Here is a 25,467-nt window from a genome sequence, read left to right as displayed (position 1 = left end):
GCAAAGGGGTATAACATGTTGAAGCATGGGTTGAAAATTTCCGCACTGGCAATGTTGGTGGCATGTAATGTTAATGCTGCGACCATTGATTTACGGGTTATGGAAACATCGGATGTTCATAGCAACCTGATTGATTTCGATTATTTTAAGGATAAACCGACTGAACAGTTTGGTCTGGTTCGTACTGCAAGCCTGATTAAAGCTGCTAAAGCTGAAGCGACTAATGCCATTCTGGTTGATAATGGTGACCTGATTCAGGGTAGTCCGATGGCGGATTATATGGCGGCAAAAGGGCTGAAACAGGGGGAGGTTCATCCGGCACATCAGCTTATGAACACGATGGGCTATACCGTAGGTAACTTTGGTAACCATGAATTCAACTTTGGTCTGGATTACCTGAAACAGGCGATAGCGGGAGCTGAGTTCCCTTATGTCAATGCTAATGTTATGGATGCCAAAACCGGTAAAAACTACTTTACTCCTTATATTATTGTTGATACTCCGGTTAAAGATCGGGAAGGCAAAGAACACACGGTTAAAATCGGTTATATCGGTTTTGTTCCGCCACAGATCAGCATCTGGGATAAAGCGAATCTGGATGGCAAAGTGGTTGTTAACGATATCACTGAAACGGCCAGAAAATTCGTACCTGAAATGAAAAAAGCGGGTGCAGATCTGATTATTGCCATTCCACACTCCGGTTTCTCTCAGGAGCCTTATAAAGCGATGGCAGAGAACTCAGTTTATTATCTGAGTGAAGTTCCGGGTATTAATGCCATTCTGTTCGGTCATTCTCACGGCGTTTTCCCAAATAAAGAATATGCTGGTATTAAAGGTGTTGATGTTGCTAACGGCACCGTTAATGGTATTCCTGCGGTGATGCCGGGCCAGTGGGGGGATCATCTGGGCGTTGTTGATATGGTAATCAACAATGACAGCGGTGAATGGAAAGTAGAATCTGCCAAAGCTGAGGCGCGGCCTATTTACGATAAAGCCCACAAAAAAGCATTGGTTGAGCGTGATGACAAGCTGGCTGCCATTATTGATAAAGCCAATCAGGGAACCCGTGATTTTGTCGGTAAGCATATCGGTAAGGCTTCAGCCAATATGTACAGCTATCTTGCCCTGATCCAGAGTGATCCGACGGTTCAGATCGTCAATGATGCTCAGGTTGATTACACCAAACGCTTTATCAAAGGTGATCCTGACCTGGCTGACTTACCGGTTCTGGGCGCAGCCGCACCATTTAAGGCTGGCGGACGTAAAAACGCACCGGCTGACTTTGTTGAAGTGGAAAAAGGCGACCTGACTTTCCGTAATGCCGCTGATCTGTACCTCTACCCGAATACGTTGGTTGTAGTCAAAGCGAGTGGTGCTGATGTTGTCGAGTGGCTGGAATGTTCGGTCGGTATGTATAACCAGATCGACCCGAATTCGACTAAGCCACAGGAATTACTGAACTGGGATGGCTTCCGCACTTATAATTTCGACACTATTAGTGGCGTCGATTATAAGGTTGATCTGACTCAACCGGCGAAATATGACACCGATTGCCAATTGATCAACAAAGGCGCAAACCGTATCAAAGATGTTACCTATCAGGGTAAGCCAATCGATCCGAAAGCAACCTTCCTGATCGCCACCAATAACTATCGTGGTTACGGCGGTAAATTTGCCGGAACCGGCGAAGATCATATCGCATTTGCTTCGCCGGATGAAAACCGCTCGATTCTGGCTGCTTATATTTCCAGAACAACCAAAGAGAATGGTGTGGTATCAACACAGGCAGAAAATAACTGGTCATTCCTGCCAATCAAGACAGATAAACAACTGGATATCCGTTTTGAAACTTCCCCATCAGAAAAAGCCGCGAAATTTATTAAAGAACATGCCCAATATCCGGTGAAATACCTGAAAAATGACGATGTCGGGTTTGCGATTTACCAAATTGATCTGACTGATAAAAAATAACACTTAATTGTCTTTCCTATGAATTTCAGGTTGCAGCTTGTCAGGCTGCGACCTGAAAGACGACGGTTACACTTTGATGGCTGACTTAAAGAGATAATGAGATGAATTATAAATATAAATTACTTCCGATTGTGATTGGCGCAGCATTGCTGGCAGGGTGTGCAACCAAGCCAGCTAATGAATCATCGAATATCGTGGATGTACGCGTTCTGGGTCTGAATGATTTTCATGGAGCACTGAAAGCGCCCAAAAATCAGTCCGGCGGTATTGAATATATGGCAACGCTGATTAAGGAGCTGAAACAGGAAAACCCGAATAACATCGTGGTTGCCGCAGGTGATTTAATTGGTGCCAGCCCGCTTCTCTCCTCAATGTTCCATGATGAACCCAGTATTGAAGCCCTGACCCTTGCTGGTCTGGAAGCCACTTCAGTGGGCAACCACGAATTTGATAAAGGCAAAGATGAGCTGCTACGTAAACAGAACGGCGGTTGCCATCCGGTAACGGGCTGTCAGGGACCAGTGCCATTTAAAGGCGCAGGGTTTCAGTATCTGTCGGCGAACGTAACCGTTAATGAAACCGGTAAAACTCTGTTCCCGGAATATGTCATCAAAGAGTTTGAAGGAATTCCGGTCGCCTTTATCGGCCTGACACTGGAAGGCACACCTGCGATTGTGACTCCTCAGGGAACTGCGGGTTTAAGTTTCTCCAATGAAGTCAAAACCATCAATGCGCTGGTGCCTGAATTGCAGAAAAAGGGCGTAAAAGCGATTGGTATCCTGATCCATGAAGGGGCAATGCAAAAACGTGAACAGGGTGGCGTTGATGTAAATGCATGCAATGGCATAACCGGAAAAATAATCGATATCGTCAATCAATTGGATAAAGAAGTCGATTTCGTGATCAGCGGTCATACTCATCAGGCTTATAACTGCGTGATTAATGGAAAATCTGTCACTTCTGCTCAGGCTAATGGCGCGTTGCTGACGAAGCTGGATCTGAAACTGGATAAAACCACGAAAGATGTTGTTGATTTCAAGGCGAAAAACATTTGGGTTGATAACTATAAATATGGCAAAGACCCGAAAGTGACCGAGCTATTATCGTCTTACGAGAAAATTGCTACACCGTTGGCAAACCGTGTGATCGGGAAACTGGAAAGTAACCTGACCAAACAGCCAACAGCCGGTGGTGAATCTTCACTGGGTAAAGTGATCGCTGATGCACATTTATATGCTACAGCGCCAAAAGAGCGTGGCGGAGCCGTGATTGCTTTCATGAATAACGGTGGTATCCGTGCGCCAATGGATGCAGGGGATGTCACTTATAACGCGATTTACACCGTTCAGCCATTCTCCAATGTGATGGTGACCAAAACCCTGACCGGCGAACAGATTAAACGTGCGTTGGAACAACAATGGGATCGCACGCGTCCGAGTGTTATGTCAGTGTCGCACAGTTTCGAATACTCATGGGACAGCTCAAAACCGGCTGGTCAGCGTGTAATTGCCAGTTCCATGAAAATTAACGGTAAGCCTGTTGATATGAAAGCCAAGTACCGTGTCGCAGCGAATGAATATCTGGCAACGGGTGGTAGTAATTTCTCCGTATTTAAAGAGGGAACCGATCCGGTATACAGCATGCCTGATGTGGATGCGGTGGTGAAATACTTTGCCGAGCAGTCACCGGTTGCTTACCCGCAAAAAGACCGGATTACAGATATACACAGTAAATAATGTGACTTTGATTATAAATACAGAATATTGCTGTAGATAAAATAGTCATCAAAAAGGTACTGTAGTTCCCTACTGTTTTAAATAATAAGTGCAACGCTAATTATTACGCGTTGCACTTATATATTTTAATCTAAGCAATTTACACAAGAATATTACAAATACGAGTAACCTAATTAAGGTAGTAATAATAAATGAGATATTGAATTAATAATAAAAACAATCATGGAGAACGCTAATATGCAAAAAATAATGGCAAGGCTAATAAAAAATAAAATTGCCAGAGTATTAACCTGTTCTGTAACTCTTATATTAGGAAGCACCACATATTCTTATGCCGCCGTTGTTCCTGCCGGTACACAACTAGCCGAAAAACAAGAAATCACCCGCAATAACTTTTCCGAACCGGGTTCTTTAGATCCTCATAAATCTGATAGTAGTAGTGAGTTTGATATTTTACAGGATTTATTTGAACCGCTGGTGGAAATTGATAGAAACGATAAAGTTGTTCCTGCCTTGGCTGAACGTTGGGAAACCGAAGATAATAAAACTTGGGTATTCCATTTAAGAAAAGGAATAAAGTGGTCGGATGGCACGCCAATGACAGCCCATGATGTGGTTTTCTCCTGGCGGCGGTTGGTAACACCGGATACGATCTCATCTTATGGCAGCTATCTGGTACAAGCCAAAGTTATCAATGCTCATGATGTACTTACAGGCAAGAAAAAACCGGAAGAACTGGGCATTAAAGCACTGGATGATACAACCGTAGAAGTTTCTCTGGAGAGGCCAAAAGCAGGCTTTTTACGAATGTTGGCACATCCGGTTATGTCAACAGTCAATGAAAAAGTGATCACAAAATATGGTAATAAGTGGACGCAGCCAGAGTTTTTTGTCAGTAACGGGCCGTTTAAACTCTCTGAATGGGTTGTAAATGAAAAAATTGTCGCTGTCAGAAATCCCCATTATTGGAATGATAAGAATACGGTAATAAATAAAGTTACTTATTTGCCATTATCAGACTATAAGGCTGATCTTAACCGCTATATGACAGGAGAAGTGGATATATCAAATGGTGGTCCATTAGATTTCTTTTCGAAACTAAAAAAACAATTTGGTGACCAGTTTCATATCAAACCTATAATGAGTGTTTATTATTATTATTTTAATACTCAAAAACCACCTTTTAATGATATCCGAGTTAGACAGGCGCTGACTTTGGCGCTGGACAGAGATGTAATTGCTTACAAGGTATTAGGAAGAGGTCAAAAACCCGCTTTTAACGTGGTATCTCCGGGCAGTGGGGGAATGACTTTAAAGCAACCTGATTATGCCTCATGGACGCAGGAGCAACGTGTTGCAAAAGCCAAAGAATTATTAAATGAAGCAGGGTTTAATAAAAATAATCCGCTGAAATTTAAACTGCTATATAACACGTCAGAAGATCATAAAAAAATTGCCATTGCTGCCAGTTCTGTATGGAAGAAGAATCTCGGCATTGAAGTTGTGTTAGAAAATCAGGAAAGTAAATCGCAGACTGAATCCATGCAGCAGGGAAATTTTGAGGTTGGCCGATATGCCTGGCAGGCAGATTATGATAGCCCGGTGACTTTTTTAGATATTTTCATGACAGATAACACCAATAATATTACTAAATACAGTAACCCAGAATTTGATCAATTGGTATTAAAGGCAGATGAGACTAATGATAAGGAGACTTATCAACAGGCTCTTGATATTCTTACCCACGATTCTCCTGCTATTCCGGTTTATTATTATGTTCGTGTCAAATTAGTTAAACCTTATGTTGGCGGCTTTTATATCAGCCCATTAGGACGTATTTTAACAAAAGACCTTTATATCATTAAACATTAATCACGCGATAATAAGAGTCCGTTTATAACGGGCTCTTATTAAGCGGGTGATTTAATTGATACAGTTACTGTCAAGAAAATAAAAATAGAATAATGGAGTAACCAAAAGATGCATAAAATAATATCCGGCATAATAAAAAACAGAACATCGAAAGTATTAACCTGCTCAATAGCACTTGCTTTAGGTGGTATTGGTTTTTCTGTTCAGGCTGCGGTTGTTCCGCCGGGAACAGAACTGGCGGAAAAACAGGAAATCGTGCGCAATAACGGTGCATTTCCTGCTTCTCTGGATGTGCATAAAGTAGAAAGCAATACCGAATTAGATATTATCCATGACTTTTTTGATGGTCTGGTTTACACCGACAGACAAGGCAATATTGAACCCAGATTGGCAGAGCGCTGGGAAACGAAAGATAACCAAACATGGGTTTTCCATCTTAGAAAAGGTATTAAATGGTCTGACGGAACTCCCATCACCGCCCATGATGTCGTATTCAGTTGGCGGCGTTTGCTTGACCCGACAATGGGTTCCCCATATAGCAGTTATCTTGAAACTGCCCATGTAATGAACGCAAAAGATATATTACTTGGCAAGAAAAAAGCAGAAGAACTGGGCATAAAAGCGCTGGATGATTCTACACTGGAGGTGACACTGGATAAGCCGGTTGCTTATTTATTACAAATGTTGACTCATACAGTGATGGTTCCTATCAGTGAAAAAGCAGTGGAAAAATATGGTGATAAATGGACACAACCAGAGAACTTTGTTGGCAGCGGGGCTTTTAAACTGTCTGACTGGCGGGTGAATGAAAAGGTGATTGGTGTCAGAAACCCGCTATATTGGGATGATAAAAACACCATTATTAACAAAGTGACTTTCCTGACCATTGTCTCTGAAAAGGCGGACTTGAATCGCTACCTTGCAGGGGAAATAGATATCACCAAAACCATTGCATTAGATTCCTTTGCATCCTTAAAAAAGGAACATAGTGATCAAATGCGCATTACACCGATGCTATCCACTTATTACTATGCCTTCAATACTAAAAAGCCCCCTTTTAATGATATCAGAGTCAGGCAGGCATTAAGTTTAGCTATCGACAGAGATGTTATTGCTGATAAGGTGTTAGGGCAGGGGCAATTACCGGCTTATAATATTATTCCACCTAATATCGGTGGATTAGATTTAAATCCGCCTGAATATGCATCATGGACGCAAGAACAGCGGATTGAAAAAGCCAAAGCGTTATTAAATGAGGCAGGGTTTAATAAAAGTAATCCATTAAAAATTGATTTACTTTATAACACAAGAGAAACTCATAAAAAAATAGCTATAGCTGTAGCTTCTATGTGGAAAAAACACCTTGATGTTGATGCATCTTTACAAAATCAGGAATGGAAAGTGATGCTGGATAATATGCATCAGGGTAAATTTGATGTGGTCAGATATGCCTGGACTGCCGATTATAATAGCCCGATGTCATTTCTGGATACCTTCCTGACAGGAAGTAGTCTAAATGTTCCTGTCTATGAAAATAGTCAATTTGACCAGTTGGTTATTAAAGCCGGTGAAACAAATGATGTTAAATATTATCAGGAAACAACAGATATTTTAACGCACGACACTCCGGCGATTCCTATTTACTATTATGTTAGTAATAGATTGGTAAAACCTTATGTTGGCGGGTTTTATGCCACCCCCATGGATTATATTTCAACGAAAGATCTTTATATTATAAAACACTAATAAAAGAATCAGAGCTTGTGACTACAGGCTCTGATTGTATAAAAATAATAGTTATAGGATTAAATGCATGAAAATAAACATGATGAAAAATAAAACCATAAAACAGTTATCTTATTTGATGGCATTAATATTAGCAGGGATAACGGTATCTCATGCGGCGGTTATTCCGGCAGGAACACAATTGGCCGAAAAACAGGAAATAGTCCGTAATAACGGTGCGGAACCAGTTTCATTGGATGTTCATAAAGTTGAAAGTGATACCGATTTTAATATTATTTATGATTTTTTTGATGGCTTGGTTTATACCGATCAAAAAGGCAATATCGCTCCCCGATTGGCGACAAGCTGGGAAACGAATGATAACCAAAACTGGGTTTTTCATTTAAGAAACGGGGCTAAATGGTCTGATGGTACACCAATCACCGCCCATGATGTGGTATTTAGCTGGCAGCGTTTACTCGATCCGACAATGGGTTCACCTTATGGCAATTACCTTGTTGATGCTGCTGTCATTAATGCGGATGATATTCTTAAAGGCCAGAAAAACGCCGATGAGTTAGGGATAAAAGCACTGGATGATTATACGGTTGAAATAAAATTAGCCCAGCCTGTCGGTGATTTTTTGCAGAGACTGGCACATCCTGTCATGGTGCCTGTCAGTAAAAAAGTCATTAAAAAATATGGCGATAAGTGGATACAACCTGAATATTTTGTCAGCAGCGGGGCATTTAAATTATCTGAGTGGGTAGTGAATGAGAAAATTGTCGGTGTGAGAAATTCCCATTATTGGGATGATAAAAATACGGTTATTAATAAAGTCACTTACCTTACTTTAACTTCAAATAAAGCGGACTTAAACCGTTATCTGGCAGGGGAAATTGATATAACGCTGACCATTCCACAGGAATCCTTTGCATCATTAAAGAAAAAGTATCCAGAGCAAGTTCATGTTTCCCCCAGAATAGGCACTTATTACTATGAAATTAATACCGCAAAAGCACCGTTTAATGATGTGAGAGTCAGGCAGGCATTAAGTCTGGCGATAGATAGAGAAGTCATTGCTGATAAGGTATTAGGCCAGGGGCAACAACCGGTTTATACTTACCTTCCACCGAGTATTGGCGGCATTGATTTTAAACAGCCTGATTTTGCGACATGGACGCAAGAACAACGGATTGAAAAAGCGAAAAAATTATTAAATGAAGCCGGGTTTAATCAGAATAACCCGCTGAAATTTACCTTGTTGTATAACACGCTGGAGTCTCACAAAAAAATTGCCATTGCAGTCAGTTCAATGTGGCGGAAAAATTTGGGGGTTGATGCCACTATACAAAATCAGGAATGGAAAGTGTTGATAGATAATAAATATCAGGGGAAATATGATATTGCCAGATATGGTTGGATCGCTGATTATAATAGCCCGATGACTTATTTTAATATCTTTACCACAGGCCATACACAAAACTCATCTTTTTACTCAAATAAACAATTTGATCAATTGGTACTTGAATCGGGTAAAACAGGTGATATAGACGGGTATCAAAAAGCCTTAGACATTATTTCCAATGATACTCCGATGATCCCAATTTATTCTTATGTGAATAATAAAATGATTAAGCCTTATCTTGGTGGTGTTTATGTTGATCCACGAGGTTATTATCTTACAAAGGATATGTATGTGATTAAGCATTAAATAATCATTCATATTAATTTTAGTTTAATTATCACTAATGTCTCTCATTATAGGGATGTTAGTGATGCTATTAATTCTAACATAGAGACTTAAATGTTACAGGAGTCATAATGTTAATGTAAATAGTTTTTGATTGGACAAAAAACAAACATTGACATGATGTGTTAATTGGAATTATAAAATGATTGGCGCGGTTTTAATTTTAATTATTTTATGTCAGGTAATATTCTCTTTATTTCCCGATAGAGAATTATTGTCAGAAGTTGGGAATTATAAAAATTACTGTCTATAAAAATAGTTGGCTGGCATGATAAAAATAAATAATTTGCATTTTAGCTATCGAAACAGAGAGATTCAAAATGGCTTTTTTAAGAATTTATTTAAATCAAATGAAACTGAGGTGAGATTATTTGAGAGCTTAAATATAGAAATATTTAATGATGAAAAAATTATCGGATTGCTGGGTAAAAATGGTGCGGGTAAGACAACATTAATAAAACTGATTACGGGTATTTTGACTCCCAATTCTGGTGATATTAGTGTGTTTGGTATCTCTCCACACGGAAGGCCAGCTAAACTTTTATCTGATCTTGGCGTTGTTTTTGGGAATAGATCAATGCTCTGGGAGGAGCTATCACTCTATGAAAACATTGAGCTTTTTTCCAGAATCTATAAGCGCGTTTATGATAAAGAGCATATTGAAAGCCTGATCGAAATGATGAACCTCAGAAATATAGTCAGAAAACCGGCAAAAACCTGCTCTTTAGGCCAGTCTGTTAAATCTAATCTGTTAATACATATGCTGAATAAGCCAAAATTACTTATTTTAGATGAGCCAACAATTGGATTAGACATAGAATCACAAATTTTATTACGTAGTATTTTAAAGGAATACGCCAATATTAATGAAAGTAAAATACTGATCACTTCTCACAATATGATTGATATTGCAGATATTTGTAAAGATATTATCTTTTTGAAAGAAGGAAATGTGTCAAGAGTCAATCTTAATGAAAATGATTCAAAGGAAAAGAATGCCATATATTTAGAGAGGCTATTTTTGTGATTGCTAAATTCTCTTTTATAGAAACTATTCGCGCTAAGAATATTATATTAGGTTACTATTTTCTTATAATAACACTGTATACGGTTGAATTATCTTTTTGGAGTACAATGACAAATTCAAATGATTTTGCTCATTATACTCGTAATGAGATAATTACTTATATATTATGGTCTGTTATGGTGTTTCAATTAACAAGTATTGCAGGGTTTCCGGAGAGACTGGCATTCAATATTGAAGATGGAAGCATTGATAAATTAATTATCATGCCTAAGTCAATATTATTATACTATTCTGAATATGCGCTTGGGCAGATGTTATCAAGGATGTTTGTTATGTCTCCGCTGATTATTTTTATAATCTGGTATCAGGGGAATATGCCAGATTTATTATGGCTATTTATGGCGCTGTGTATAGGGTTGTTGATTAACTTATATTTAACTATGATATTATCCTGTCTGGCATTTAAATTCAGAGGGGCTTATTCATTTATTATGGTAAAGGATACGTTATCATGGGCATTATCAGGTGCAGTGATACCATTGGATGTATTTAATGATACTGTAAAAACAGTTTTTAATTATATTCCATTTCAATACATTACTTATGTCCCTGTTAAGATTGCAACAAACTCAATATCTCTCTACTTTATGCTTAGCGGTTTATTGGTGATGATATGTCTGGCGATAATTTTTAGTGTAATCTGGCGTTATATGCTGAAGTATAATCAAGGGTATAATGGAAATGCTTAATCTTATCATTATCGGATTTAAAAATAGCTTATCAGAAGCCAAGAAAAGCCCGTTTAATTTCTGGATGGCCGCTTTTATTAATTTTAATTTCTATGTGGCTCAGGGTTTTTTCTGGTATGCTATTTTAGGAACGCAGTCTGTAGATTATATGTTATCGCGTGATTTTATCCTTATATTTTTCACTACAGTGTGTTTGGTTGATAACTTTTATCTGTTTTTATTCGGGAGAGGAAGTTTTCTGCTAACAAATAAAGTTAAATCATTAAAACTCGATCCTCATTTGATATTACCTATTAATACACAGTTTCTTTATATTGCGACTGGTATCGCGTTTGAGCATTTTCTTTTATCATTCTTATCCCTTATACTGTTTTTTGCTGTTCATATCTACTTAGAAACGGAAGCCATTTACATTATTCTTCATTTAGTTATGGTGTTTGAAGGGATTCTGGTACTGACGGCGATTACATGGATTATAAGAACGACAATATTCTGGACATCTGCTTTAGTAAGTATTAAATATTCCAACCCTTGTTTTAAGGTATTGGTAAGACCGGAACAGTCTTTTCATGGTCTGATACGTATTATTCTGATGTTTGTACTTCCCTGTCTGTTTATAACTGGTGTTCCGGCTTCAGTTGCAAATGGAATAATGAGTATAAAATGGTTTTTTATTCAAACAGTTGTTACATTGATTTTGATTATTATAGCAAAGCTGGTGTTTGATATTGGTGTCAGACGATATGCAAAATATATAACGTAATAAAAAGTATCAAAGTATTATTTTTTAATATGTCAGATAGGTTATTTTTTACAGAGAAATATAATATTGAGTGTTTACATAATAATATAATTATGGAGAGCTTCATCATGTATATTAAGAAAATTATAGGGAATATAAAAGTAAATAAAAGAATCAGTTTACTCTCTTGTGTTATTGCAGCAATATTCGGAAGTATTTCATTATCTCAGGCAGCCGTTGTGCCGGAAGGGACAAAACTGGCAGCTAAACAGGAGATTGTACGTCAGAGTTTATCTGAGCCTGCTTCATTGGATGTACATAAAGTATCCAGTGATACTGAATTTGATATTATTCACGATTTTTTTGATGGGCTGGTTTATACCGACAGGCAGGGAAATATTGAACCGAGGTTGGCTGAACGCTGGGAAACGAATGATAATCAAACATGGGTTTTTCATTTAAGAAAAGGCATTAAATGGTCTGATGGTTCCCCCATTACTGCCCATGATTTTGTTTTCAGTTGGCGGCGTTTGGTTGCTCCTGACACCGTATCTCCCTATGGTAGTTATCTTGAAAATATCAGTATCATTAATGCTAATGATGTACTCACAGGAAAAAAGAAAGGCGAAGAACTTGGGGTAAAAGCATTAGATGATATGACATTAGAGGTTCGTCTGGATAAACCGATGGGCGATTTTTTACAGGCATTGACACATACAGTTATGGTGCCCCTTAATAAAAATGTCATTGCAAAATATGGTGAAAAATGGACAAGGCCGGGAAATTTTGTCGGTAATGGGCCATTTAAATTGTCCGAATGGAAGGTGAACGAAAAAATTATTGGAGTCAGAAATATCCATTATTGGGATGATAAAAATACTGTTATTGATAAAGTACATTATCCGGTGATTGCTTCTGAAAAGGCTGCTTTAAGTCGTTATTTGGCAGGTGAAGTTGATTTTACCAAAACAATTCCACTTGAATCTTTTGAGTCGGTAAAGGAAAAAATGGGGGAGCAGGTCTATATTTCTCCTAAAGTCGGTACTTATTTCTATGAATTTAATAATAAAAAGCCACCTTTTGATAATATTAAAGTCAGGCAGGCATTAAGTTTAGCTGTAGACAGAGATGTGATCGCCCACAAAGTATTAAGGCAGGGGCAAAAACCGGCTTATACTATTGTGCCACCAAATGCAGGAGGCTTTAAATTTTCAGAACCTGACTATGCTTCATGGACTCAGGAACAACGCATTGAAAAAGCTAAAGCGTTATTGAGCGAGGCGGGATTTAATAAAAACAACCCATTGAAATTTAATCTGCTTTACAATACCCATGAATCACATCAAAAAATTGCCATTGCTGTCAGTTCCATGTGGAAAAAGAATCTGGGTGTTGAGGCTACTTTACAGAATCAGGAATGGAAAGTAATGCTGGATAATATGCATCAGGGTAAATTTGAGGTTATCAGAAGAGCATGGATTGCTGATTACAATAGCCCAATGAGTTTTCTGAATATGTTTATGTCAGGGCAGGTTAAAAATACAGCTTTATATGAAAATCGTGATTACGATGAAGCCATTAAAAAAGCCAGTGAGACTAATGATGTATTATACCAGCAGAAAGGTCTGGATATAATAACGAAAGATTCACCTATTATTCCTATTTATTATTATGTCAATTCAAAGATGGTGAAGCCCCATGTTGGTGGGTTTTATGTCACTCCGATGGGCTATGTATCAACTAAAGACCTTTATATCATTGAACATTAAAAGGTAAATATATCTATTTTTTCATAGAGTAAGCTGCATCTGTTAAAGTTGCAGCTTTTTTCGTTCGCCATTCGCGGTCACTATCATTAATTAGTTTTTTTAAATTGTTATTTTCACCAGATGATTTATTAAATAAGAATATGCATTGATTGTTTTAAATGTAAGTCAATATTTCTTATTGATAAGGAATATTCATCACGTCAATAGAGGAAAATAATATGTTAAATAAAATGATTAATAGTAGGGCTGGAATATTAATTTATTCTATCATTATAGTATTGGGAAGTATTACGTCCTCCTATGCCGCAGTGATTCCTTCTGGAGTTCAATTAAGTGAAAAGCAAGATATTATTCGCAATAATGGCTCGGAGCCAGAGTCACTGGATGTTGATAAGGCTGAAGATAATATTTCAATGAATATTATCAATGATTTTTTCGATGGATTAGTCGGAACGGATAAAAACAACAAAATTGAACCCAGATTGGCAGAGAGCTGGGATACGAAAGATAATAAAACGTGGATTTTTCACTTGAGAAAAGGCATCAAATGGTCTGATGGTACCCCTATCACTGCCCATGATGTTGTTTTTAGTTGGCGTCGGTTGATTGATCCGGCAACTGTTTCTCCTTATGGTAGCTACCTTTCTGATGCTTTTGTTGTCAATGCACAAGCTATTTTAAACGGAAAAAAGAAAGTAGAAGAATTAGGAGTAAAAGCGTTGGATGATACGACGCTTGAGGTTAAGTTGGAAAGGCCGGTTGGTTATTTTCTGCAAATGTTAGCTTTTCCTGTTCTATATCCTATTAATGAAAAAGTAGTAACAAAATATGGGAATAAATGGATACAACCAAAATATTTTGTCTCCAGTGGGCCGTTTAAATTATCTGAGTGGCGTGTTAATGAAAAAATTGTTGGTATCAGAAATCACTATTATTGGAATGATAAAAATACAGTGATTAATAAAGTGACATATCTACCTATATCATCAAATAAATCAGAGTTAAATCGCTATTTAGCCGGAGAGATTGATATCACGTTTACGATCCCGTTAGAAGACTTTGCCTCATTAAAGCAAAAAATAGGTAATCAGATTCATATTACACCACTCCTGAGTACATACTATTATGACTTTAATAATAAAAAATATCCGTTTAATGATGTCAGAGTCAGGCAGGCGTTAAATTTAGCGTTGGATCGGGATATTATTGCTAACAGGATTGTTGCTCAGGGCCAGATACCGGCTTATACCATTCTGCCACCGGATGTTGGTGGGTTTAAATTTAAATTACCGGAATATGCAGCGTGGACACAAGAGCAACGAAATAAAAAAGCACGGCAATTATTAGAGGAGGCCGGTTTTAATAAGGACAATCCACTTAAATTTAATCTTGTTTATAATACTTCCGAAAGCCATAAAAAAATCGCTATTGCTGCTGCTTCCATGTGGAAAAAGAATATTGGTGCTATTGCCACTTTACAAGCCCAGGAATGGAAAGTCATGCTGGATAATGAACATGCCGGAAAATTTGATGTTGTCAGGGGAGGATGGATTGGGGATTATAATAATCCGGTAGCTTTTTTAAATCTGTTTATTACCAACCAAAGTAACAATGTTTCATCATACTCTAATAAAGAGTTTGATAATTGGGTGGAAAAAGCAGGAGAAAGCAATAATCAGGCTGATTTTCAGAAAACTATCGATATCTTAATAAAAGATTCGCCTATAGCTCCCGTTTATTACGCTGTGACGGCGGTGTTGGTAAAACCTTATATCGGTGGGTATTATGCTGATATAACCGGATATACAGCCACGAAAGATCTTTTTGTGATTAAACATTAATAACGGGTAATTTTATGGTTTTGGCGGGAGGAAAATAAGTTGCCATTTGTTCTGTCATTAATACTCAACCGGAAAAGAGGGAACATTTTCCGGTTGATATATCCTGCAAATTTCGACAAAAAAGTTTGACATTATTGCTTAGGTTTAAGGATTATTTTCCCGGTCGTGATTTCAACATTAATGGGTTGCTCTATTAATTGACTGTCAGTCAACCAATCGCCTGCAATATAAAGCTCTCCATTCTCACGAACGTTATCTATTCCCTGTTCCGGCTTGTTTTCAATTTCGTGAATCAGATTGGCAAGATCAGTTTCGGGAGCAAGCAGAGAAATAATTATTTCATCTGAATGCTGGGATATATGAAATAGGGAATCAGAACCGAATCCGGCATCACTGAGTGCGCTGCCACTGAGGGTTAATTCAGGCATATCAGTATGGCGAAATAAAACATGAAGACTCATTTGACGTTCCTTGTGTCATTTGGACATGTTGCAATACTTTAGCAGTAGTTTAAATGATTAGGGAAATAAAAAACCCTGCCAGTATTGTCAGGCAGGGTTTGGTATGAATTTAATCAATTGCTTAAAATGAATTAGGCTGCGTTAATGCCATACTGAGCACAAACAGATGCCAGACCACCCGCATAGCCCTGACCAACTGCACGGAATTTCCACTCATTATTATGGCGGTACAGTTCACCGAACAGCATAGCGGTTTCAGTTGATGCATCTTCAGTCAGGTCATAACGGGCAACTTCAGCCTGTGTATCATCGTTAACCAGACGAATGAAAGCGCCTGAAACCTGTCCGAAGCTCTGACGGCGAGTCTGAGCATCATGAATGGTGACAACAAATACGATTTTGTCTACGTCAGCAGGGATCTGATCCAGTTTAATTTTCAGTGATTCGTCATCACCATCCCCTTCACCGGTACGGTTATCGCCAGTGTGCATAATGGAGCCATCAGAAGATTTCAGATTGTTGTAGAAAATGAAATCAGCATCACTGCGTACTTTGCCGTTTGCTGCCAGAAGGAATGCAGAAGCATCAAGGTCAAAGTCCTGTCCGTCAGTCGCACGGGCATCCCAGCCCAGACCGATCAGAACATTTTTCATTGTTGGCGCTTCTTTGGTCAGAGAAACGTTACCGCCTTTAGAAAGAGATACACCCATTATTATTTCCTCACTTATTTATCATATTTACTTACAGGATTTAGCTTGTTTTTTCTTTTTCGGGAAACAGCAGGCTGGCAATAATACCGGCAGCCAGTACCCCGAGTACGACAAACAAACTGGTTGCCGCCGAAATGGAATAGCCGTGGTGGAACATGTGTTCAGATGCGTTAAGCCCCAATTTGATCGCAATAAAGAACAGCAGAACAATGACGGCTTTTTCCAGATGAACGAGATATTTTTTCAGGGCTTCCAGAACAAAGTAGAGTGTACGCAGACCTAAAATAGCGAACATCATGGCACTGTAAACGATTAATGGCTCACGGCTGACCGCAATAACCGCAGGTACGGAGTCAAAGGCAAACATGACATCAGAAAGTTCAACCACAGCCAGACACAGCATCAGTGGTGTAGCATAAAGCGCAGCTTTACCGACACGTCCTGCCTTTTCACTGTTTTTGCGGCCACTGTTTTTGCGACCGCTGTTTTTAAGACCGCTGTTTTTAAGACCAATAGTCACATCCGCATTTTCGGGTTTCGCCAGTTCTGCATCGACTTCTTTCTGGGTGAGTATGAAATCATGACCACGCAGTTTCGGCCAGATTGGGAAGAAACGCTTCACCAGACGGTAGGCCAGATGCTGTGAGTAATCTTCGATTTCATCATCATTGTCACCACTTTTCAGCATCATTACGGCTGTCCAGCCGACCACAACGGCAAAAACCATTTCAACCCACGGCCCCAGTGTCAGCAGGCTTGCCCCGATGGCGACAAAAATACCACGGAAGACAATAGCGCCGATGATGCCCCAATAAAGAACGCGGTGGCGATAACGATCCGGGACAGCAAACCAGGAAAAAATGGCCATGATGACAAACAGGTTATCGACAGAAAGCACTTTTTCCAGCGCATAGCCGGTAATAAACAGGCTTGCGACTTCGGCACCGTGATGGACAAACAGGAAACCGGCGAAAACAAGAGCAACAGCAACCCAGAATACAGACCAGAGAGCGGCACTGCGCAGCGAAATCGGCTTATCATGACGATGCATAAAGAGGTCGATAAAGAGCGCACCAACCGACAGAATAATAAATACAGCAACGGTTTCCATCGGAAAACCAATGTGCGTGGATACCATGAAGTAAGCCTCTTAATTATCCGCGATTACAGACCGAAATCTGTTGCTACAAAGCCTAAGGCCGTACATATTTCCCTGGCAGCATTTTTTTCGTCATTATCAAAATCACCATCACTCTTGGCGACAGCAATACCGACACGTAAAGCGAGCTGTGCCGCTTCCGGCTGCTGTTTCAGTGCCATGATGTATTTCATTGCTTCACCTTTGCCGATGTCAGCATCAAATTCATAGCTGCTGACCAGCTTGTTGAAAAATTCGATAATTTCAGTCGTGTCGAATACTTTCAGTTCAGGTGAGCTTTTGATAAACCCTACCATTTTCTGTTTTTCTTCAGAACTGACGCCGTTACTTGCCATTGCAACGTGTGCACATACAGCGACAGTTCCTTCCATGAACTTTTTGTTTTTGAAACGACCAACCTGATTAGTCAGCTCTTCACGACCTGCACTGAAAGCTGATTTGATTTTATTTAAAAAGGACATAAGTCCCTCCGTTAGTTGTATAACAATAAACGTATTATTTACTGCCTGATGTCCAGCGAAAGCCCCAGTCAAAGGCTCTGTCCATTTTTTTGTGGCTACTGAAATACTGATTGATACGCTCTACTTTGATAGCACCGTTGTCATTAACAAGGCGGGCAATGGCGCACATATTTTTCTGGTTATGCCCTTCTGTCAGACGGGTTTCAATCGGAGGCTGATCATTAACGTAAATCGTGACAACACCATCGGTATCGTTCCAGCTTGGTACACCTTCATAGATAAAGGCATAGATCAGAACTTCGCTGATATTTTTCCACTCAAGGCCATTGATATGGAGCCATTCACCATCTGTGACACTGCCTGTGCGATCATCACCCTGTAACTGGACATAGGGCTTGTTATGATAAGCGCCAAAGCCGTTCCCCAATGCCTGTATAACGTCACGAGAACCATCGCGGAGCCGGACAAATGCGCCGAGATCCAGATCCACCCCTTTGCTGGTATTAAACAGGTTCTGGAATATTCCCCGGCTGGCAGGAGCCGAACCCTGATTCCAATTAAGATTGACGCGGATTTCACCGAAGTTGTCACGTTTACTCAGGCTGATAGCGGGTTTTTCTTTAGTAAGAGAAACTTTGCTCAGATTAACACGTTTCGGTGCAGGAGCAGGAGCAGGTGTTGAAGTTGGCGCTGGTGCATCATCGACAATATCGACACCAAAATGCTCCGCCAGCGGCTTAAGGCCACCATTAAAACCCTGCGCAATAAAGCGGAACTTCCACTCACTGTTGCGGCGATAAAGTTCACCGAGAATCAAAGCGGCTTCTGTGCGCCCCTGAATCTCAACACTCCCTTGTAAAACCACGCTTCCATTCAGCTCGACCTGAATAGAAAGGTTTTGCAGGCTGGAAATAGTCTGGCTACCGTCACAGGTCGCGGTGAATGCGACTTTCTGTACTTCCTGCCGAAGAGCAGGCAGATTAACAGAAAACACAGTATTGGTATTACCGCCGGACAGGCGGATGGTGTTATCGTCACTATCCGGCTGACCATAAAAGACCATGTCCGCATCGCCCTGAACTTTACCGTCAGAATAGAGGCGGAAAGCGGAGACATCGACTGCTGAGCCTGAAAGCACTCTTATGGTCAGCATCTGATCGGAGACGGGGGCATTTCCCCCCGGAGTCAGATTCATCAGCGCACCACCGTTTCAACGATTTGCGGATACATATCATCGATGGTACGCCCACGGCAGGGAGTACCATGCGCAGTGAAATCCCACATTCCGTTATTACGGTGCAGGGAAGAGATAAGAATACCGGTATGAGCACCCTGTTCGTTTAACTGATAGCGTGCCAGCTCTTTGCCGCTCTGATCAACAACCCGGCAAAACGCATTTTCAACATCGTTGAAGGTTTGGCCGCGGAAGCTATTAACGGTAAAAGCGAGATATTCAACATTGGCAGGTAGTTTAACCAAATCGACGCTGATGATTTCATCATCCCCGTCACCTTCACCTGTCAGATTGTCGCCACTGTGCCGTATAGAGCCACATTCTGATTTAAGCTGCCCGAACCAGACAACGTCGATGGAATTGCCGGATTTATCGAGCAGAATGCAGCTGGCATCCAGATCAATTTCATTATTGTCTCCGCCGAATAAACGTGACAGAAATCCTTTTTTTTGAGCTACTGGATCCCATCCCAGACCAAAATCAATTTTAGCCAGAGAAGTGCTCTGTTTGGTAAGCGAAACGGACTGATGTTTACTCAATGAAACCATTAATAACACCTCTTATTTATCGGTGAATTGTTTTATAAGTGATTTATTTTTTATCGTGAATCGCTATCAGTGAATTGCGATAATTTCACTTATGGAAAAAATCATAATATGACCAGATAGATGGCTGAAATCCTGTCATATTATGATCCTCACAAATTGTAAGTTACTGTTAACTACATGATAGAGAACAGTCTGGCTTCGCGTTTTATAATTTCTTTTCCATGGAGAAAAGTCAAACAAATTTTGCTCTAAAAAATCATATTATGATTGACATTGAATGAGTCAAAGCTCTAGACTCCTGCGCATATTCCACCCAATTTGAATTGTAAAACGGACGTAACAAATTTGGCTGATGCCTATTTAGCAATAGGCGCTGTCTGGATAGCAAAATTTGGTTTATGAAAGGGATATTTGTTTTATGAAAGAATCACGATTGCCTTTGCCTCACTTCCTGAACTTGCTGAAATTTTTTTAAAAGGCCTCTTTATGACAGTATGTACTCATCTTCAGCGCCACTTATCTCCGGTGAATAAAAAACAGTCTTATAAAAAACAGTTAAATAGTGGAACTCTGACTGTGACGGCTGAGTGTGGTGAAACGTCTCTGGAAACATTGTTTGATATTGCAGAACGACGTAATCCCAAAAGAGCATTCTTATTTGTCAGCAAAGTGTTAGGGCGCCATATTCCTGTCAGTCCGTCTATGATGCGTACAGTTTATCAGCAGTTATCAGAACAATTCCCGGTTAATCTTCCCGGGCCTGTGCTCTATATCGGGATGGCTGAAACGGCGGTTGGTCTGGCGGCGGGGGTTTTTCAGGAAACCCGGCATAAAGTCACTTCTCCGGTATTCCTGACTTCAACACGTCACCCGGTTGAAGGTGATTTGCTGTGTGAGTTTAAGGAAAATCATAGTCATGCAACCGACCATCTGATCTATTGGCCGAAAGAAGAACATCTGCGTCAGCGGGTAAGCGATTCCCGTACACTGGTTCTGATTGATGATGAAGCGACGACCGGCAATACTTTTCTCAATTTGTTCGAAGCATTGCATCGCGCCGGGCTGGAACATATTGAGCATATCATTACCGTCACCCTGACTGACTGGAGCGGGCAAAGCATTATAAAACGCTGTCCGCTTCCGGTCTCGGTTATTTCTCTGATAGAAGGTGAGTGGCAATGGGATGCGGATAGTTCAGCTCCTGTACCTGTTATGCCCGCAGTGAATGTTACGGCATGGGGAAAAGTCGATATTATCGGTACTCAGAACTGGGGCCGTTTAGGAATGGATGATATTCAAGATGATCTGGGAGCCGAGATTCGGGCTAAAATCGGTGAGAAAATTCTGGTACTTGGTTCCAGCGAATTTGTCTGGCAACCGTTTTTGCTGGCAGAACGTCTTGAACGAGAAGGGGCTGCCGTGAAGTTTGGTTCGACAACCCGTTCTCCTATTTCCTGTGGGCACGCTATTCAGTCTGTGATGGCATTTACGGATAATTATGGTTTAGGTATCCCAAATTTCCTCTACAACGTAGCGCACCAGCAGTTTGAGCGTGTCTTACTCTGCCTTGAAACACCTAAAGCCGCAGTTGATCCAGCACTGATGGCACAACTATCTCTGGTTGCCCCTGTTGTAGATATTGTGACCTATGACTAAATCTAAGTTCAAATCAAGGCCCGTATTTTTTACCGACCTTGACGATACGTTGTTTCAAACCCGCCGGAAAATAAAAGATCTGCCGGATATGGACTCTCTTCATGTGGCGACTGTCGATCGGCAGAACTCTCCCCATAGTTATATGACGGAAGAGCAGGCTATGTTGGCTGACTGGTTGCTGGAATATGCAGAAGTCATTCCTGTCACTGCCAGAAATACAGAACAACTCAGGCGGGTGCAGCTTCCGTTTACCTCATGGCAAATTGCCACCCACGGTGCGGTACTTCTTACACCTGACGGGCAGGTAGATCCGGTGTGGCAGTCGCATATGCTGGCTGAACTTCAGCCTTATCGGGATAAGTTACTGGCGCTGGAATGTCTGGGTAATCGCCTGATAGCTTCCGAGGGTTTTGATGCATGGACACGTATCAATTATGAATATGATGATGTCCCTGTCTATCTGACGATTAAACATAGATCAGTTAGAAATAAATCAGTTAAACACAGAGAAAATAACCAGCCTGGAGATCCTGATGCACTGCTTGCTGCCATGAAACAGGCAATGGGCGATATGTTTGATACTGATGATTTCTATTTTCATCACAATGATAACAATCTGGCTTTTTTGCCAAAATGTGTGGATAAAGGGTTGGCAACTCACCATCTTCTACAAAGGCTCCGTGATGAAAGAGGTGTTTTTCCGCTAATTGGTATGGGAGATAGTTTAAGTGACCATCGTTTTATGAAATTGTGTGATTGGTTTGCGATCCCTCAACGCAGTCAATTTGCTGACACCTTAACGGCTTCTTTATTCGGAACCCATAAATAATGAATAGTTTTCCCCCATTTTCCGGCTCTTATGCTGCTGATGATGTTCAGTTTTTGCTGAAACCCGTTCAGATTGAAATGACGCCGATTGAAAGAAAAGAAGAGTTAATTCAGTCTGGTGCCCGCCATTATTCCGATATGTTGAGTCAGGAGCCAGCACCAACTTCTTATCATCTTGAACTGTTTGATAAGGCGCTGGAAATAGGTGCGGAAAGGCTGGCGAGAGAAGTTGTTATGCTTGCCAAGGCGCTGATATCGCGCTTTGGTGATACACCGGTTGTGTTGGTGAGTTTAGTCAGGGCTGGTGTTCCTCTGGGGGTCATGTTGCATCAGGCTTTAAGGGCAATGGGAAAACGTTCATATCACTACGGGATCAGTATCATACGGGATCGTGGCATTGATGATACGGCGTTATCATATATAGAACAGCAGCATGGAACGGCTGGTCTGGTCTTTGTGGATGGCTGGACAGGTAAGGGTGCGATTACAGCAGAACTATCCCGTTCATTGGCCGGGCGACAGGGTTATTCAGGTATTCCCCGTTTGGTCGTATTGGCTGATCCGTGTGGATGTTCATGGCTGTCGGCGAGTGATGATGATTGGTTAATTCCTTTTGGAATCATGGGGGCACCGGTGTCAGGGTTAATATCGCGCTCAATCTGGAATGAAAATGGGCTGCATGGCTGTGTGAAATGTGATCATCTGAGTGAGTTTGAATGTAGTGGTTTGCTGGTTGATACGGTTGCTAACTACCGAAATCGTCTCGATTTAACGACTATACCTGAGGCTGATTGGCAGACTCAGAAGAAAATGTTTTTGCTGAAATTAAGTGAGAAGGTTATTTTAACGCTTGCTGATTTATACAAGATCAATAGTATTAATCGTATCAAACCGGGAATTGCAGAAGCAACTCGCGCTGTATTGAGACGAGTTCCTGAACAAGTGCTTGTTCGCTCCAAAAATGATCCAGATGTTGCTTTGCTGGTTTATCTGGCACAGCAGAAAAATGTTGCTATTACTGAAGTGGGTGATTTGATTGGCCAATATCGGGCAGTCACGATTATCAAAAAAGTAGCATGAAAAAGGTGATCCGATGAAACAGAACCCTTTCGCAAACCAGCTTGGCGCAACGCTTTATATGCCAGCAACCCGTCAGAATATTATTGAAATTATCCTGTGTAATAAAGTTGTCGGATTACGCTCTCTGGTGATTTGTCTGGAGGATTCAGTCGCAGATCAGGATATTCCTGTTGCTATCGAAAACCTCGTGTCAGTCTTACAAACTCTGACCAAGGCTAGGAGTTCTGCCGCTAATACCGAGCACTATCCGTTGATTTTTATCCGCCCACGGAATCTATCCATGGCGCGATACCTGATTAATACTGTTGATCTTAGTGCTGTCACTGGCTTGGTATTGCCTAAATTCACGCAATTATCATTACCGGAATGGTGGGATATTATTGCTTCAACACATCTTGGCGTTATGCCGACGCTGGAAACGGAAGATGTTTTTGATGTGCAGCAAATGAACCACTTGGCTGATAAGCTAAAATCTCATCCTTGCTGTGAGCGGATCATCGCGTTACGCATTGGTGGTAATGATCTGCTGAATCTCATTTCGATACGTCGTTCGCGTGAATTTACTCTATATGATGGCCCGATGGGATATGTGATCAAAATGCTGGTGGCTGTTTTTGGTTCACGGGGTTTTTATTTAACCGCTCCTGTTTGTGAGCATATCGATGATCTGGAATTACTTGAAAAAGAGCTGCAATTGGATATTGCTCATGGGCTTATTGGGAAAACGGCTATTCATCCACGGCAAGTAGAACGAATCCATAAAGCATTGATGGTGAACAGCCGTGATTACGCAGATGCTTTGCAAATTCTTAATGCAAAGCAGGCGGTATTTAAGTCCCACGGAGCAATGTGCGAACCGGCTACACACCGGCGCTGGGCTGTAAATATTCTGGAGCGGGCGAAATATAATGGTGTTTATCCCGGATGTGAGACTGAAAATCATGGGATTTTTAACTAGTTTTAGTATTGATTTACCAGAATGAGAAGCTATTCTGGATGTTGTGTTTATATATTAGGAAGTTATCGTATTCCTGACTTGGTAATTGAAAACGATGTTACTCAGCCCCAAACAACTCAGAAATTTTAAATTAACTTTGCTGCTTTCACATGAAAGACCAGTCAGCAAAGTAAAAGTGATCGAGGCACTCAGTTGTTCCGGGCCAACATTGACTCGTACTTTAAGGGAACTAAGGGATCACTATCGTGCTGATATCCGGTTTAGCAAAATGGGAAATACTTATCAATTAGTGGATAAGGGGTTATTGACCAGAAAAGAAGTGCGCAGGATTGAAGAGCTACTCACTCAACACAATAACTTTGAATTGAAGGAAGCTACCAGTCATGTTTTCCTCGACAAGGAAAAAAAGAAACCGGTTTCTCTGTCGTTGCGGATGTCTGTCATCCGAAAAATAGACGGGTTGTCCAATCGGCTTGGAACGAGCAGGAGTGAGGTAGTTGAAATGTTCGTGGATCGGTTTATCGATGAGTTACAGAAAGAAACCGTTCATGGTCATTCACAGGAAAAAAGGGTTCCCCGTAATGCCAGCAAGTGATATTGAGCTGGCATCAGGGCAAAGTCATCTTAGGTAAGCTCCCATGCTAATGATGGTGGCGTGTGAGTTTATCCAGATATCCCATCACAAATGCAGATACTACAAACGTGAGGTGGATAATCACATACCACATCAGTTTATTATCTGGCACATTCCGGGCATCCATAAAGACACGCAGCAGATGAATGGATGAGATGGCAACAATGGAAGCCGCAACTTTATTTTTAAGTGAAGTTGCGTCCATTTTCCCCAGCCAGTTTAATTTCTCTTTATGCTCTTCGATATCTAATGTTGAAACAAAGTTTTCATAACCGGAGAACATGACCATCACTAACAACCCGCCAACCAGAGCCATATCAATCAGAGAAAGCAGAGTCAGGATCAATTCTGATTCAGCGATGTAAAAAATATGTGGCAGGACGTGAATGATTTCCTGAAAGAACTTTATAGCCAGAGCAAATAAAGCCAGTGACAAACCAAAATAAACAGGTGCAAGTAGCCAACGGGAGGCATACATTGTGTTTTCAATAAATCTTTCCATGCTGTTCTGAATATGTTGCAAAAGGAGACGCATTATAGATCAAGATCCTGT

Annotated in this window: 22 protein-coding genes; 15 read left to right on the top strand and 7 right to left on the bottom strand. The window is 40.6% G+C overall.

The genetic code is table 11. The annotated features are described in order from the left end of the window. The first annotated feature begins 15 nt into the window (after positions 1–15). The 10 genes from Xinn_RS06210 to Xinn_RS06165 all read left to right on the top strand — a co-directional run bounded on the left by Xinn_RS06210 (position 16) and on the right by Xinn_RS06165 (position 15,185). Positions 16–1,971 (top strand): bifunctional 2',3'-cyclic-nucleotide 2'-phosphodiesterase/3'-nucleotidase, encoded by a 1,956-nt coding sequence (locus Xinn_RS06210; RefSeq protein WP_086954215.1) that lies wholly within the window; start codon positions 16–18, stop codon positions 1,969–1,971. Between the two features lie 101 nt (positions 1,972–2,072). Beyond that, a complete protein-coding gene (locus Xinn_RS06205; RefSeq protein WP_086954214.1) occupies positions 2,073–3,707 on the top strand; it encodes a bifunctional metallophosphatase/5'-nucleotidase in 1,635 nt (544 codons plus the stop codon). Positions 3,708–3,944: 237 nt separating this feature from the next. Beyond that, entirely contained in the window at positions 3,945–5,579 is a 1,635-nt protein-coding gene (locus tag Xinn_RS06200; RefSeq protein ID WP_244590147.1) for an ABC transporter substrate-binding protein, read from the top strand. A 108-nt stretch (positions 5,580–5,687) separates the two neighbouring features. Beyond that, complete coding sequence (locus Xinn_RS06195) at positions 5,688–7,325, top strand: ABC transporter substrate-binding protein (protein ID WP_086954212.1); 1,638 nt, start codon at positions 5,688–5,690, stop codon at positions 7,323–7,325. Positions 7,326–7,407: 82 nt separating this feature from the next. Further along, on the top strand, positions 7,408–9,018 hold the full coding sequence (locus Xinn_RS06190; protein WP_086956498.1) for an ABC transporter substrate-binding protein: 1,611 nt from the start codon (positions 7,408–7,410) through the stop codon (positions 9,016–9,018). A 307-nt stretch (positions 9,019–9,325) separates the two neighbouring features. Further along, positions 9,326–10,084, top strand: a complete 759-nt coding sequence (locus Xinn_RS06185) for an ATP-binding cassette domain-containing protein (RefSeq protein WP_086954211.1) — start codon at positions 9,326–9,328, stop codon at positions 10,082–10,084. Beyond that, complete coding sequence (locus Xinn_RS06180; protein WP_086954210.1) at positions 10,081–10,833, top strand: ABC-2 family transporter protein; 753 nt, start codon at positions 10,081–10,083, stop codon at positions 10,831–10,833. Before Xinn_RS06185 ends, Xinn_RS06180 begins: the two co-directional genes overlap by 4 nt. Next, the gene (locus tag Xinn_RS06175) at positions 10,826–11,596 is read left to right on the top strand and encodes an ABC-2 family transporter protein (protein ID WP_086956497.1); all 771 of its coding nucleotides are present in this window, start codon (positions 10,826–10,828) and stop codon (positions 11,594–11,596) included. The genes Xinn_RS06180 and Xinn_RS06175 overlap by 8 nt, the downstream gene beginning before the upstream one ends. A 107-nt stretch (positions 11,597–11,703) precedes the next feature. Beyond that, positions 11,704–13,344 carry an ABC transporter substrate-binding protein gene (locus Xinn_RS06170; protein WP_244590146.1) on the top strand — a complete coding sequence of 547 codons (1,641 nt, stop codon included), beginning with the start codon at positions 11,704–11,706 and terminating at the stop codon, positions 13,342–13,344. Between the two features lie 218 nt (positions 13,345–13,562). Continuing rightward, positions 13,563–15,185, top strand: a complete 1,623-nt coding sequence (locus Xinn_RS06165; RefSeq protein ID WP_086954208.1) for an ABC transporter substrate-binding protein — start codon at positions 13,563–13,565, stop codon at positions 15,183–15,185. A 131-nt stretch (positions 15,186–15,316) separates the two neighbouring features. Here the strand turns inward: Xinn_RS06165 and Xinn_RS06160 are convergent, their stop codons facing one another. The 6 genes from Xinn_RS06160 to Xinn_RS06135 form a co-directional block, all read right to left on the bottom strand. After that, the gene (locus Xinn_RS06160) at positions 15,317–15,646 is read right to left on the bottom strand and encodes a SymE family type I addiction module toxin (RefSeq protein WP_086954207.1); all 330 of its coding nucleotides are present in this window, start codon (positions 15,644–15,646) and stop codon (positions 15,317–15,319) included. A 131-nt stretch (positions 15,647–15,777) separates the two neighbouring features. After that, positions 15,778–16,356, bottom strand: coding sequence for a TerD family protein (locus Xinn_RS06155; RefSeq protein ID WP_086954206.1), 579 nt, complete (start codon positions 16,354–16,356; stop codon positions 15,778–15,780). A gap of 40 nt (positions 16,357–16,396) precedes the next feature. Further along, on the bottom strand, positions 16,397–17,494 hold the full coding sequence (locus tag Xinn_RS06150; protein ID WP_086954205.1) for a TerC/Alx family metal homeostasis membrane protein: 1,098 nt from the start codon (positions 17,492–17,494) through the stop codon (positions 16,397–16,399). A 26-nt stretch (positions 17,495–17,520) separates the two neighbouring features. After that, positions 17,521–17,976: a tellurite resistance TerB family protein gene (locus Xinn_RS06145; RefSeq protein ID WP_086954204.1), complete on the bottom strand. Its 456-nt coding sequence runs from the start codon at positions 17,974–17,976 to the stop codon at positions 17,521–17,523. A 34-nt stretch (positions 17,977–18,010) separates the two neighbouring features. Beyond that, on the bottom strand, positions 18,011–19,171 hold the full coding sequence (locus Xinn_RS06140; RefSeq protein ID WP_086954203.1) for a TerD family protein: 1,161 nt from the start codon (positions 19,169–19,171) through the stop codon (positions 18,011–18,013). Then, positions 19,171–19,758, bottom strand: a complete 588-nt coding sequence (locus Xinn_RS06135) for a TerD family protein (RefSeq protein WP_086954202.1) — start codon at positions 19,756–19,758, stop codon at positions 19,171–19,173. Before Xinn_RS06135 ends, Xinn_RS06140 begins: the two co-directional genes overlap by 1 nt. Before the next feature lie 486 nt (positions 19,759–20,244). Between Xinn_RS06135 and Xinn_RS06130 the strand changes: the two genes are divergently transcribed. The 5 genes from Xinn_RS06130 to Xinn_RS06110 all read left to right on the top strand — a co-directional run bounded on the left by Xinn_RS06130 (position 20,245) and on the right by Xinn_RS06110 (position 24,875). Then, entirely contained in the window at positions 20,245–21,414 is a 1,170-nt protein-coding gene (locus tag Xinn_RS06130) for a phosphoribosyltransferase domain-containing protein (RefSeq protein WP_086956496.1), read from the top strand. Beyond that, positions 21,407–22,243 carry an HAD family hydrolase gene (locus Xinn_RS06125; protein ID WP_086954201.1) on the top strand — a complete coding sequence of 279 codons (837 nt, stop codon included), beginning with the start codon at positions 21,407–21,409 and terminating at the stop codon, positions 22,241–22,243. The genes Xinn_RS06130 and Xinn_RS06125 overlap by 8 nt, the downstream gene beginning before the upstream one ends. Beyond that, positions 22,243–23,322: a cysteine protease StiP family protein gene (locus Xinn_RS06120; protein ID WP_086954200.1), complete on the top strand. Its 1,080-nt coding sequence runs from the start codon at positions 22,243–22,245 to the stop codon at positions 23,320–23,322. Before Xinn_RS06125 ends, Xinn_RS06120 begins: the two co-directional genes overlap by 1 nt. A 13-nt stretch (positions 23,323–23,335) precedes the next feature. Then, positions 23,336–24,280 carry an HpcH/HpaI aldolase/citrate lyase family protein gene (locus Xinn_RS06115; RefSeq protein WP_086954199.1) on the top strand — a complete coding sequence of 315 codons (945 nt, stop codon included), beginning with the start codon at positions 23,336–23,338 and terminating at the stop codon, positions 24,278–24,280. A 94-nt stretch (positions 24,281–24,374) separates the two neighbouring features. Further along, positions 24,375–24,875, top strand: coding sequence for a tellurium resistance protein TerW (locus Xinn_RS06110; RefSeq protein ID WP_086954198.1), 501 nt, complete (start codon positions 24,375–24,377; stop codon positions 24,873–24,875). A 46-nt stretch (positions 24,876–24,921) separates the two neighbouring features. On the opposite strand, the gene Xinn_RS06105 is transcribed toward Xinn_RS06110, so the two are convergent. Next, positions 24,922–25,416, bottom strand: a complete 495-nt coding sequence (locus Xinn_RS06105; protein WP_086956495.1) for a TIGR00645 family protein — start codon at positions 25,414–25,416, stop codon at positions 24,922–24,924. Positions 25,417–25,467 lie beyond the last annotated feature (51 nt).

It is taken from the genome of Xenorhabdus innexi, from assembly GCF_002632485.1.
In the GTDB taxonomy this organism is placed as follows: domain Bacteria; phylum Pseudomonadota; class Gammaproteobacteria; order Enterobacterales; family Enterobacteriaceae; genus Xenorhabdus; species Xenorhabdus innexi.
Note: the sequence above shows the minus strand (reverse complement) of the source record. Positions and strands in the feature narration are given on the sequence as shown.